Source organism: Virgibacillus halodenitrificans JCM 12304, from assembly GCF_001310895.1.
Classification (GTDB): Bacteria; Bacillota; Bacilli; order Bacillales; family Amphibacillaceae; genus Virgibacillus_Q; species Virgibacillus_Q halodenitrificans.
In genome coordinates this window covers 24,485-37,950 of record NZ_BAZS01000011.1, presented here as the reverse complement: position 1 = coordinate 37,950, position 13,466 = coordinate 24,485, and the positions used below count along the sequence as shown (strand labels likewise).

10 protein-coding genes and 1 pseudogene are annotated in these 13,466 nt (G+C 33.7%); 2 read left to right on the top strand and 9 right to left on the bottom strand.

Going from position 1 to position 13,466, the window contains the following annotated elements; genetic code table 11:
- Window positions 1–31: 31 nt before the first annotated feature.
- The 3 genes from JCM12304_RS07945 to JCM12304_RS07935 form a co-directional block, all read right to left on the bottom strand.
- Window positions 32–1,555, bottom strand: a complete 1,524-nt coding sequence (locus JCM12304_RS07945; protein WP_060679621.1) for a glycine betaine uptake BCCT transporter — start codon at window positions 1,553–1,555, stop codon at window positions 32–34.
- A gap of 18 nt (window positions 1,556–1,573) precedes the next feature.
- Complete coding sequence (locus JCM12304_RS07940; protein WP_060679619.1) at window positions 1,574–2,128, bottom strand: TetR/AcrR family transcriptional regulator; 555 nt, start codon at window positions 2,126–2,128, stop codon at window positions 1,574–1,576.
- A 236-nt stretch (window positions 2,129–2,364) separates the two neighbouring features.
- On the bottom strand, window positions 2,365–2,814 hold the full coding sequence (locus JCM12304_RS07935) for a GNAT family N-acetyltransferase (RefSeq protein ID WP_060679617.1): 450 nt from the start codon (window positions 2,812–2,814) through the stop codon (window positions 2,365–2,367).
- A 111-nt stretch (window positions 2,815–2,925) separates the two neighbouring features.
- Here JCM12304_RS07935 and JCM12304_RS07930 point away from each other — a divergent pair, with 111 nt between their 5' ends.
- Complete coding sequence (locus tag JCM12304_RS07930; protein WP_060679615.1) at window positions 2,926–3,753, top strand: MerR family transcriptional regulator; 828 nt, start codon at window positions 2,926–2,928, stop codon at window positions 3,751–3,753.
- A 19-nt stretch (window positions 3,754–3,772) separates the two neighbouring features.
- Here the strand turns inward: JCM12304_RS07930 and JCM12304_RS20325 are convergent.
- Window positions 3,773–5,113 (bottom strand): annotated as a pseudogene (locus JCM12304_RS20325) (Mur ligase family protein); the annotation flags it as partial.
- Window positions 5,114–5,483: 370 nt separating this feature from the next.
- On the opposite strand from JCM12304_RS20325, the gene JCM12304_RS07920 reads away from it, so the two are divergent.
- Window positions 5,484–6,035: an NADPH-dependent FMN reductase gene (locus JCM12304_RS07920; RefSeq protein WP_019375576.1), complete on the top strand. Its 552-nt coding sequence runs from the start codon at window positions 5,484–5,486 to the stop codon at window positions 6,033–6,035.
- A gap of 52 nt (window positions 6,036–6,087) precedes the next feature.
- On the opposite strand, the gene JCM12304_RS07915 is transcribed toward JCM12304_RS07920, so the two are convergent.
- The 5 genes from JCM12304_RS07915 to JCM12304_RS07900 all read right to left on the bottom strand — a co-directional run bounded on the left by JCM12304_RS07915 (window position 6,088) and on the right by JCM12304_RS07900 (window position 12,886).
- Window positions 6,088–6,267, bottom strand: a complete 180-nt coding sequence (locus tag JCM12304_RS07915; RefSeq protein ID WP_019375575.1) for a YkvS family protein — start codon at window positions 6,265–6,267, stop codon at window positions 6,088–6,090.
- A gap of 398 nt (window positions 6,268–6,665) precedes the next feature.
- Window positions 6,666–7,280, bottom strand: a complete 615-nt coding sequence (locus JCM12304_RS07910) for a hypothetical protein (RefSeq protein WP_060679613.1) — start codon at window positions 7,278–7,280, stop codon at window positions 6,666–6,668.
- 645 nt (window positions 7,281–7,925) lie between these two features.
- Window positions 7,926–8,069: a hypothetical protein gene (locus tag JCM12304_RS19560; protein ID WP_172675267.1), complete on the bottom strand. Its 144-nt coding sequence runs from the start codon at window positions 8,067–8,069 to the stop codon at window positions 7,926–7,928.
- Window positions 8,070–8,302: 233 nt separating this feature from the next.
- On the bottom strand, window positions 8,303–8,764 hold the full coding sequence (locus tag JCM12304_RS07905; protein ID WP_060679612.1) for a hypothetical protein: 462 nt from the start codon (window positions 8,762–8,764) through the stop codon (window positions 8,303–8,305).
- 477 nt (window positions 8,765–9,241) lie between these two features.
- Window positions 9,242–12,886 carry an SIR2 family NAD-dependent protein deacylase gene (locus tag JCM12304_RS07900; protein WP_060679610.1) on the bottom strand — a complete coding sequence of 1,215 codons (3,645 nt, stop codon included), beginning with the start codon at window positions 12,884–12,886 and terminating at the stop codon, window positions 9,242–9,244.
- Window positions 12,887–13,466: the final 580 nt, after the last annotated feature.

Below are 13,466 nucleotides of genomic sequence, written 5' to 3'. Positions count from 1 at the left end.
GCAGAAAGGAATGACTCCTTTCTGCCTTTGTTTATTTTACATTATTCTTATTTGTCTTTTCATCTGGTTTTTGGAATGTACGTCTGGCGTCTTCTTTTAATGCTTTCAGTAAGGAATAAATCATGACCAGCAAAATAATCGCAAACGGAAATGCTGATAAGATAGATGCTGTTTGCAAAGCTTCTAGTCCACCTGAAGCAAGTAAAACGGAAGCAGTTGCCGCCTGAATAATTCCCCAGCTAAGTTTTACAGTGTTAGGTGGGTTTAAGCTTCCATTTGTTGTCTGCATACCAAGTACGAATGTTGCGGAGTCAGCTGAGGTTATGAAGAATGTACTTATCAGAACAACAGCCACTACTGTTAAAATAACACCAAATGGCATCGATTCAAACATTCCAAACAATGCTTGCTCTGTTGCTAGATCAGTTAGACCTGTATTTACTCCATCAAGCTCCTGCTTTAAGCTTGTTCCTCCAAATACAGCAAACCAGAACATACTAAATAAACTAGGAATAACTAGAACACCAAGAACAAACTCTCTTACTGTTCTTCCTTTCGAAACACGAGCGATAAAGGTCCCTACAAATGGAGACCATGCAATGAACCATGCCCAATAAAAGACTGTCCATCCTTCGATCCACTCATTATGCTTAGCATCAAAAGGAGCCATCTCAAAGCTTTGAGAAGGGATATTTTGTAAATATTCACCTAAAGTAGAAGAGAATAAATTCATAATATAGACACCAGGTCCGATAATAATAGTTAGCAAAATTAATATAACGGCGAGAACGATGTTTGTATTACTTAGATATTTAATCCCTTTACTAATGCCTGTCCATGCAGAGAACATAAATAGTACGGTAACAATTAGAATAATAATAAATTGCGTTAAGAAATCATTATCTATATCGGTTAGGAAAGCGAGGCCTCCACCAATCTGGGAAGCGCCTAAGCCAAGAGATGTAGCCACACCAAATATGGTTGCAAATACGGCAATAACATCAATTGTCTTACCAATTAGCCCATTCACTCTGTTTCCTAGAATCGGCTCGAAGGTTGCACTGATCAAACCAGGTGCTTCTCTACGGAATTTAAAGTAGGCAATGGCCAATCCAATAACCGTGTAAATCGCCCATGTATGGAAACCCCAATGAAAGAATGTATAGCGCAAAGAATTTCTGGCTGCCTCAATTGTTTCAGGTTCTGCGTTTGGTGGAGCCGCAAAATGGGCAAGTGGTTCAGCTGAGCCCCAGAAAATTAACCCAATTCCCATACCAGCACTAAATAACATAGCAAACCATGTAATTTTGCTATACTCTGGTCGGTCACTTTGCTTACCAAGACGAATTTTTCCATAAGGACTGAAAATTAAATAGATAGAAAATAAAAGAAATATAGTAACAGATAATAAATAAAACCATCCAAAGTTCTTAGTTAGAAATCCTTGTATATCTCCTGTTACAGTGCCTAAATTGTCAGGAGCCAGGGAACCCCATAAAACAAAGGCTATACAAATAACAATAGATACCCAAAATACACTTGTAACTTGCTTCATATAAACTCTACTCCTTAATTAGTTAATATTGCTCGTTAATTTGCGGGCGATAGCTAAAGAATGTTCTGTTGCTTTAGCTGCACCCACTACAGCAGTCAATGACGTCGCTCCCTCTATCAAAAGAGTGAACTGGTATGCCATTTCATCCGCATCTCCATCCACGCTCTGTCTTGCCAATTCTTGAAAGTATTGTAATAACCTTTCTTTATGTGTTCTTACAATAGTTACAATTTCGCTGTTAAAGCCCGCATAATCAACCATAGCACGAAGAAACATATCCCCTTTGTAGGATTGATGCTTCAACCACTCTCCATGTGCTTCCAATGCAAGTAGAATTGGCAAATCTGAATTCTTCTCAATGTGTGAATCTAAGTAACTCCAATATCGCTGCTCTCTTTGTTTAAGAACCTCTTGCACAAGGCTTTCTTTTGAGGAAAAGTGGTTATAAAGCGTCATTGTAGCTACATCAGCTTCACGAATAATCTGTTTTAAACCTACTCCGCGAAAACCGTGCTCATAAAATAGACGTTCAGCTACTTCAAGTATTTTTTCTTTTTTCATTGATCTCCCCACTGCTTTACCTCCTTCATCAAATTAAACCAGGGGAAGATGCAGCCTGGTTGTACATTTTTTCAGCGATTAGAGTTTTTGTGTCCTCTTGGACTGTTTTCCTAAGTAAAATAGATAGAACGCTCTTTCTACCTTGGCCATAGTATCAGTGGATGCGTTTCCACGTCAACCCACTTATTAAAATTTTATCAAGAGGATCTTTTTATATGCTTATTTCAAATCATATAAAAAGACTGCGATTATCTCATCGCAGTCTCTAGCTTCATTATTTTTTCTCCGTTTATATCTCTTTCATCAATAAATTTGAAACCAAATTTTTCGTACAAATAAATGGCTGGCAGATTATTTTCATATACACTCAAATAAATGGCTTGGGCTGGATATTCTTTTTTCAAGGTATCCAGCATTGCTTGAAGGAAAATGGTTCCCATTCCCTTTCCTTGAAAGTGTTCATCTATTAAGAACCGATCCAGCCAAAGCCGCTGCTCTCTCGGAAAATATCCATACATACTAAATCCAACAGGCTCTCCATCTGCATAAAGCCCTACTGGTTTGTACTGTGTGCATTCTCTTGCTTCCTTCAAGCACTGTCTTGTTGATTCAACAAAATTTTCCTGAGAAGTAGCAACATGAAGTTGAAGTATTTCCTGTAAATTGTTCTTACTCACGTCATGAATTTCTATTTCCACGACTAATCCTTCCTCTCTCTAATTCCATGCCTTAAGATAATTACTTATGCTATAGTTATAGCTAAATACTAAGGTATCCGGTTACCATATAGTCAAGGAGAGAAATTCATTATGAGCACATCTTCAAAAAAATTATTTACTTCAGGAGAATTCGCTGCATTATGTAATGTAAAGAAGCAAACTTTATTTCATTATGATGAGATTGGTCTTCTTAGCCCAGAAGTAAAGAAGGAGAATGGCTACAGATATTATTCTTACTACCAGTATGGCTTATTTTCAGTAATTGAGATGTTAAAGCAGCTAAAAATGCCTTTACAGGAAATTAAAGATTATTTGCAAACTAAATCGCCACAGCAGTTAATGGAGCTATTAACGGTTAAATCCCTGGAAATTAATCAACAAATTGAAGAATTGCAACGCCTCCAAACGATGATACAAACAAAGCATAAACAAACGAGAGATGCGCTCCAAACAGATTATTCGCAAATTACTATCGAGTATATGCAGCAAGAGCGCTTACTAATAAGTAAAAAAATTTTCCATTGCACAGATCCTGCATTCTTAGAAGCTATTTCAGAATTCCAGTCTTGTTTGAAAGAAATGAAAGTAGATAGCGGTCACCCTATTGGTGGAATGATTAGAAGAAAAGAAGTGCTAGAGGGCGATTTTGATAATTATTATTATTTGTATAATCGATTAGAAACGATTCCGACTCAGACAATTACCTATGTAAAGGCAGCAGGCCTATATGTTATTGGGTATCACATCGGAAGAGAAACTACTATTGATCAAACCTATGCCAAGCTTCTTAACTATATCCAAAAAGAAGATCTGAAATTGGGAAATTGGACATATGAAGAATATATATTAGATGAAATATCTGTTAACGGGATAGACCATTACGTAACAAAAATTATGATAGAAGTGAGAGAGAAATAGCATTATATAGCAAAGCTTATTCCTCTTCTCCTTCTATCACTAAATTGTTAAAACAATATGTGACTGTTTCTTCATCTGACTTGCTATCAAGATAGAAATTTTGCTGGTATTCCTCATTCCCTTTTCCTGTAATAACAATCCAGTCACCCGGGGCAGCATGTTCTATCGCCTTCATTATCGCTATAGTTCGATCCGGGATAATAGTTCCATTACTCATGCCATATTCACTCTGTAATTTCTTTAAATCAGAGATCATTTTCTCTTGGGCAACCCCATTCAAATCATCCAAGGTTAACGTATAGCTGTCAGAAATCTCTGCAGAAATGGAGAGCATTTCGCTCCGTTTTGTCTCATCCCGGCCTCCGCGCCAGCCAAAGATATGATTAAGCCGCCCAGCACCTGCTTGTCTCACTGCTTGCAAACAATGAAAGACAGCATCTGGCGTATGTGCATAATCAATAACACATGTTACGCCCCCGCTTTTCACCTGCTGAAAACGACCTGGAAGACCAGTAAAACTAGCTAGTGCTGCAGCAATTGTCTCCGGAGCAACTCCCACTAGTCTTGCTGTAATATACGCCATCGCCATATTATAAAAGTTGTGCATCCCCGGCAATTTTGTATCTACCTCAAAGGAATTCTCTCCATCATGTAGCTTCATCCTTTGTTGCGACTCATTCAGGGACGTAAATCTAATATCACTACGCTTGGTTCTCCCAACAGTAAAAGAAGCCACTCCTTTTTCAACCAGGATCTCCAGTAACTGTTCTCCATAGCTATCATCGCTATTCACAACAGCTTTTCCTTCTTTTTTTAGCTTATCAAATAAGAGCTTCTTCACATTAAAATATTCTTCCATGGAAGCATGATAATCCAAATGATCATGACTTAAATTAGTGAATAAGGCGACATCAAAAAGGATACCATCTACTACATTGCTTTAATGCGTGAGAACTGACCTCCATAATTACTACTTCATCCCTGCTTTCGTACAGTAGCTGATTCAGTTCCAAAGGGCCGGGGGTAGTATTCATTGAAGGATAGATTTTTCCATTTACACTGTTTTGAATGGAACCAATCATTGTACAAGAGACATCTGCCTGCTCGAGCACATGTTTTAATAAATAGCTTGTCGTTGTTTTACCATTTGTCCCCGTAATCCCTATGATAAATTTATTCATTGATGGGGAATGATAAAAACGGTCACTTAAAATAGCAAGAGCTCTTCTTGTATTTTCTACTTTTATATATGGAATATCCGCAAGGGAGATGTCATTTTCTCCAATAATCACTGTAGCTCCCTGTCTAATTGCTTCATCTATAAAACGATGTCCATCAGCTTGAACACCTTTAATCGCAATAAACAGATAGCCTTCTCTTACTTTCCGTGAGTCATAGGCAATCCCGTTAATTTGTATATTTCTATTTTTTATTTCTGTGAATGTTTTCATTTCTGTTGCAAGTTCTTTAACGATGGTGTTGAAATCCATTCTTTTCTCCTCTCACTTAGCAGGTTCTTATGTGTTGTTGAAATTTTAAGTGAAATCATCATAACATTTATTTAATATGTGATGAAACATATGATTCAATACTTAGACATGAGGATATACTGAATTGAATGCTTAAATTGCATGAGGAACCTAAACAGATTACTTGCACTGACAACGTAGATTTGATAAAAATATACTGATCACTCAACAATCAACCAGAACAAAATCGGAGGAATCAACGTGAAAATAGTAGCAATGGTAGGAAGTAACCGTAAAGATTCATATAACATGAAACTCACATCTTTTATGCAGGAAAGATATAAGGATAAGCTGGACATTGAGATCTTACCAATTGGGCAGCTTCCATTTTATAACCAGGATGATGAACTAGATCCATCTGATATCGTAGAGGATATTAGAGAAAAAATCAGAAACAGTGATGGCATCCTATTTGCGACACCTGAATATAATGCGTCCATCTCAGGTGTATTAAAAAATGCTATTGACTGGTTTTCTCGTGTAGATAAAGTAATGGTAAACAAACCCGCAATGATCGTTGGCGCATCAATGGGACGCTTAGGAACAGTAAAAGCGCAAATGCATCTTCGCCAAATTTTAAATGCACCTGGAGTTGGAACTATTACACTACCCGGAAATGAAGTTTATGTAGGTGCCGTCCATGAGAAAATAGATGAAAACGGCAATCTAACCGATGAGCAAACAGCACAGTTTATTGATTCTGTGATGGATAACTTTGTTCACTGGATAGAAAAAATGAGTGTAAAGCAATAGAATGAATCACCTGCGTTCACAAACGAACGCAGGTGATTTTTTTATTACAACTTTAAATAATTTCATAATTTTTATGAGCCACAACCGTTTTATTTCCTTCAAAATCATGTTCTGTATTATTTTTGGTAACTTGCACTATTACAGAATTATCGTTAATTTTCTCAACAATTCCTTGTATACCAGACATAAAGGATATTTTGTCGCCTACTTCTACATTCTTATTTGAACTCATATATTCTCCACCCCATCGTTTATTGTTAACTATTATTTCTTTCTATTATATGTAATACCCGTTTAACAGTAAAATTAAAATGGTTATTTTATGAAATTTTTATTACAGAGTATTACAGTGAGGGTGTTTTGTTGTCTCCACATAAAAAACGAGACCTACCCTTAGGTAGACCTCGTTATATCAATGGGTTAAAAAGGGGGCTTACATCATGCCGCCCATATATTAACCATTAAAATACTATTGAATAAAGACTACAAACCTTTCTATTTCAACAATTCTGTTGTTTTCTAAAACATAAAAAAGAGTAATTTGAATACTTATCGGTCACTTTTCGGACACTAAAAGTCATAATAACATTGCTCTTTAAACCTTCAATTAAATTGTTTTAATAATAAGATCTAGTTTGGTACTAGTCTTTTTTGAGTAGTTATATGTTCTAATTCCTTGTTTAATTTTACTATCTCATCATAGGTTTTTTCGTGTTCATCTAAATCTTCAATCTCATAATAATAGAATAGCTTTTCTATGATATTTAATTGTAAAGAGAAGTTAGGCGGTAATAATATTTCACTGTTAAAATAGCGAGCTATGGCAAATAGTAAATAATTAACTTTTTCCACTTTAACTTCCTCATCATCCCTCAAATGATAATAGATTTGATCAAAAATTGATACGAATACTTCATTACTTTTCTTTTTAATCATTAGATTATCATGTATTTTCAAATTTTCGTTTTTTAAATCTCTTAAATTTATGTATTTAAAATAGCAATTTTGGTGTTTAGTGATTTGAAGTGGGTCTATACAGTCGTTTGGCATTATATTTATATAAACAGTGAAGGGAGAGTTTAATTTGGTTGTAAACACAAAAAAATACGGGGCTATAGCAATTGAATCCAACATCATTACACCTGTAGTTTCAATATTAATAAAATCATATCTATATTCTTTGTCTAATACTAATTTGTTTTGTCTTAGGCAATCATTATGAATATCATTCATTCGTTTAAACATTTTTCCACCACCTTACCCATAATAAAATTTTAATAATTATACAATTACAAATTTAAAATCAAAAGCTAATTATGCTACATTTGGAATATTGGTGATGTAAAATGTCAACCCGCTTACATTCCTATTTAGTCTTTAGAATCTTTCTCCATTGATGATTTGTTAATCTTATTTGTAAAAACAACACAATTTCGGCATTTGATTTGGCTTGTTCAAAAAATATTGTCCAATCTCTCAGGATCAGTTATCGATTCACCTTTTACCAGTCAATATCACTTCTTATTTATCTTGTTCTTCTTTTAGCATTTTCCTTGTCTGATATAAAAGAGTAAGCGTGATTATATTAAGTCCTACAGAAAGTCCGCAAATTGTTGCAATAGTAGCATCCATTTTCAAACTCCTTTCTGAGTTAATGTCTAGAAACATCATCAATTTAAAGTTCTACTTTTAAAATAATTCTGTATCATACTTTATTCATTATGCTTTCAAAATCTCTATAACCTTAGTAATAACATGATTACTGTTTCTTTCATATTTCATCTCATTTAAAAGCAAAATTTTTTGGTTCGGATTGGTCGAAAAGAAAATTTTAATATAGTTAATAAGCCAGCTTGCTCAACATGCTATTAATTACTTGATTAGGATTATTTACAGTTCCCCCATTTGAACACCTAGCTGGTTTACATTTAATGTTCCCACAATAAGTTCACTCAAAATTTCATCTTCCATCTCTCGACAATTCCTCAGTTTTTCTGGTGTTATTCTATTCATTACTGGGTTATTTAAGATCATCGAACAATTTTTAAAAAAAGCTCTATTTTTAAACTCCCTTTTTATAATGCCATTTCCTCCACTTACACCCAATTTTATAAAATTGTTTTATGATGACGTACTTATTCAACTGGATAGCCCTTATGTAAAATAAGATGAGGCTGATCTTTAAGGAATCAAGCCCCTTTCAAAAATAATATTATTCACATGAAACATCATTTTAAATCAATGGTTTTTCATTTTCTTTATATATTTTAATAGAATTCTCCGGTATTCAAATCCATTAAATCCTTTAGGGTAATGGACGGCTTAAATTGCTTTCCGTACTCGCCTTTTCGGGTTTGTTCGTCATATTTAAATGGAACATTATAGTATTTACCAGTTTTAGTTTTTCTCACCAACTCATTATTAATTAGAAATTTTGCTAAACTCTTTAAAGATAACTCTTCATCAGTGGAGTACCAAATAATTACCCAGTCATCTTTTGAATATGGATTAAAATCTTGCATAGCAGGATCAGGGTGTTTAATTAATGGAGTGACTCCTTGTTTAATTCCCTTGAGTATTATTCTTTGCATTTCATTTGAAATATCACCTTTTCCAAATGTCATAAATTTACCTACATTGTCCGTTTCCTTAAATGCAGGATTTTGTGCAGTGTTAATACCATAATAGCACCATCCACCTACCCTATAGCTTACTAATTCATCTTTCATTTGCTTTCCTCCTATATATAATTCAATTATCTCCTTATTTTGTCCTAGATAGCAATAGTAGGCACATTTCTTGTTCCGTGAAAGTTTCCAATTGTATTATTCAATAAAGTCATTTGATTCTTCTTTACTAAAGATTCCAATCAATAACATAATAAGTTTTATTACAAAAAATTACTGGAGAGATATACCAAACAATCAATGCTGACCAACCACTTTCAACAATCGCTGCATAAGATATTCTTATCGACAAATCCAAAACTGGTGATATTGATTACATAAGAGCAATTCCCAACAATTTATATTTACCTTTTTTCAGCTTGCCTTCACTGAATTGATAAGCGATAACACCTATCAAAGCAACCACATTCCCAAGGCAATAGTCATTTTCACACCCAAATTTTTAAAAATTTTCCAATACTATAATCTAAACTATCTAACTTTCCATCACGATATAGCCCCTATAAAACCCTAAGAGTTTTATACTTGAATACCTTCCCACATATACCTAACTTCTTTTAATTTAGAATATCTTAACTCATCAATTATTGAGCCTAAATCACTTGAAATACTAATCCCATTTTGAATTAGCTTATCATAATATTTTCTTATTAAAATTGATAAACTGTAAATAGTATCAATTAGCTCTCTGTTGGATTCATTAAATGACAAGTCCAATTTATCTATACTTTGCCTAAAAGCTTTAATGATTCCACTTCTATAGTGCTCTTGGATAAGAATTTGATGATCAATTACAAATATCAAATTGGATATAACCATACTACTTCTAGATAAATCAAAGTACTTCAATGAATTGATAAATTCAGTAAGGTGATTTGAGATTTTTACCCCTTTTACATATTTTTCCTCAAACACCAATAAGAGATTAATTACATTCATTGCCTGACCTAACTCATCCCTCTCACCGATTATTGCTCGGTTCATAAGGTTATCAATATCCGCTTCAATGCTTTCATCTTTAGTTACTTTTTCTATAATATCTAAAGAGAGAGATGTAACATTATTGTCCTGTAAGAGGTTCTTAACATTCTTTACTTCAACAACTACATCTTCAGTATATACTTCAGACAAATATGCTTGAGCTGCAAGCATTGCAACAAAATCACCTAATCTAACAAACCTTTTTCTGCCTTCTTGTTCAGTACCGAATAAATCATACTTAAATGTTAGTAATTTTTTTTCGTTATCCAAATATTCATAAATGTAGTTAATTATTTTTATAAAAAAATCACTTGTCCATGAAAATTCATATGAGAGCTTTCCGTTTTTGCTAAAATCAGATACCCTTCTAAAGCATTCTATATACTCATTTATTCGGATATCAATTGTGGCTATCCCCGAAATTATTCCCTCTTTCACAGATCGAATAAATCGTGGATTTTTTAAAAAGTTCATATAAAGGTTCCCTAAATCAACATTATCTGGATAGGGTAAATTATTCCATACCCAGACATTGAAGTTACTAGTTTTAGGAAATCCTATATCATTTCTTTGTCCCCAAAGGGTCTCGACAATTTTAGTTTTAAATTTACCAAGGGCAGCAACTGAATTTATTAAAATAACTTTGGTAATACCTTTATCTCTAGTTACTTCATCACTTGATTCAATTTCTACAACAACTTTGTTGAAGACATCATCTGATATTTTAATATGATGGTCAATGGACTCATCAATATCTAAAAACTCGATTAGAAAATGGAATGGAATACTATCTGATGACAATAATTCATGAAGATAATGTGAGAGAACATCTGAACTCATTGAAAATCGAATTCTCCTAAAAAATTCTGTAAGTCTCCTTGATTCAATATCATCTATGTCATCTATCAGTTTTCCCTGTTCTATTATTTTCTTGCTCAAGTTGATTACTTTATCATCCTCCATTACGATGGAGAACCTTGATAGAATATCATAGATAGTTTCTTGCTTAATAATTCTGTTCCTTCTATAAAAACTATCTTCAGAATTAAATTTATCAACGAGCTTAAATAGCTGATCAGAAATAGTTTCAATCCATCCTACATCCGAAGATACTATCAATTGCCTTGTGAAGAATGCATTTATAATCTTCTTATCATTGGTACGGATAATTGATGACCATTTCCAAGTTGGAATTGAACTTGTTGGAATTATCCCCTTTAAAGCTAATGCCAGGATTTCTTTATGATCACTAAAAGTATTCGGTAAACATAATAGATCCTGAAACATTACATATTTTAAAGGCTTAAATACAGCATCCTGTTCTTTTTTGGTTGCTGTCCCAAAACTAATTTTGTATGTACCTGGATTGAAACCAGGTTTTTCACCCCTTGATTCATTGTAAGCAAGCAAAAGCGAATTACTGACATCATTTTTTATTTGGTTATATATATTTCTTACGTTATAGCCATTTGAATAATACTCTTTATCCGAGAAACTATCATCAAATGGCTCTCTCATTCCAGACATCAAAGATCTCGCACATAAGTTTAGATACCCTTTGAGTGAAGCGGTTTTATGCTCAGAATACTTTTTTTGGGCCAGAGCCGCTGAAGCTTTTCTTAATAGATCTTTTCCCTTTTCTTCTTCACCAATTTGCTTATATAAAAAAACCTTTTTTAACTGTATATCCAAGGCGACACCATGATTAATTCTTTCTATTTCTTCAACAGCTTGAGTGTAATCAAATGATGCAATAAGGAACTTGCATTTCTCTATTAGCAGTTCTTCTTTAGAATAGCCATCAAGATTCGATGTTGCCTTCTCTATTTTTGATAACAAGTTATTATAATCTTGGTCCCTTCCATCTATCCGGTACATTTCCATTAAATAGAGAGCTACGTCAACCCATGATGTAAGAAGAGATTTTTCAGTTCTCAATTTCTCTTCTTTAAATGCGTCTATTAAAGATTTCACTTTTTTTGCTTCGGGATCCTCCAAAATTGAGTAACTTCGTCTCAATAAATACACAATCTTTGATAATGTATTAACTTGCTGGGCGCTAGGTTTTAATTTAAGTAGTTCAATGAAGTGCTTTTTTAACGAATCTATGAAACTTTCTGTTTCTTGGGTATTTGGGAAAGCCAAGTACCCATTTGTCTTATCCTTCATCCTACATAAAAATTCTTCCATAATTTCAAAATACTTATCATCAATAGATTTGTGAAAATCTTGTTTAAACTGCAAGTTCTTATAAGGAACTGGTTCAAAGATTTTTTCTTTTTCTTGCCCATACTCAGTCAACTTATTTAAAAATGCTTCTAAAGCTTCATAATGCCCTACATTCTCTTTTTCATCAAAAATATCCCCAATATCTATAATTGTAATGTTCTGGTTCTCAAGTGTCATTTTCTCGGCAGAACTCATGTTTTGAAATAAGCCAACTAAATAAATAGCAGGACAGTTTTCACCCATATTGTCTCTGAGCCACCCAAGCCAACTCAAAAAGTTTGGGTCATCTCCTGAGAATCCAATTAAACATAATTGTGTTTCAAGCATGGCTTGTTGTACTGTATTTACAAGTGGTGCATATTGAACTGGATAGATACGATAATCCTCTTCACATATAACGTAGTTTTTTGAACTATCGACACTACCGTGAAGTTTTATTATCCTTGGATGGGTGCTTCCTGGCAGATCATTTTGATTTGTTAGAATCTTGTAGTTGAATTTCACGTTAATTTTATCGATTGTTCTTTCCAGTAAAGTATCGTAATTGGTGGTGAATACATCCCTCCAATTCAATGAAAGGAGCTTCTTGTGCAGATCACCCGGAATGTACTTATCGTCATTGATGTTGCCTTCAATGAATTTGTTAAGTTTATTTCTCCCAAAAACAGATTTGTACTCTTCTGCCAGTTTCAATACATTTTTTCCTGAAGTCTTCTTGATCTTTTGAATTTCCCAGTTTTTAATATCTGCTTTATTTCTAGGTTTCTTATATAACACTTCAAACATTGATACTGCAAGTTCTTCCCAATTTGGTGCAGATGTTTCATCATCAACTACATCAGCATTCTTTGAAAACCCTGCGCCTACCATGACTGACGCAGCACCATGCAATGCTGGATCATGAAGCCTTTTAGCGATATCTTCAATATATGAGTAAATCAATGTTCCGCTCAAACTATCGCCCCCCATTCCAATATATATATCTTCCACTACCTAGTTTGACTACATTTTATCATATGGAATATACATGAACCACTTAACGTTGTTATAATTTCTTGTACGAAACTACCTCCTGCTTTAAATCGCAAGAGGGGCTTATTCCTATATATGAAATCTATTTTTAAATGTCCAGTATCTAAACTAGCAGAAACAGTAACTATAACATTTTTAGTGGATTTTATATTTCAAAGTGTTTTTTTCTCTTTATATTTTCAAACATAATTTAAATTGAATTATCCTAAAAATTAGACACCGACAACTCTAAACTAAAACAAGTAGCAGGAAAAATTCACTAACTTGTTAATTATTCTTCCATAATTTGGATATACTTTTCTGCACAGTATTTAGCCTACTACGTAATACAATGGTTAATTTATGTAGTGGTAAATATAGTGTGAGAGGTGGTACATTTCAATGGCTGTAATCATTAAAAACGTTTAATTCATATAATCTCTAACAATGGAGTTATTAGCTCTTTGAATGAACTGTTGAATTAGGGTACACTCAACTTGAACAAACTAAAACACAGCATTTT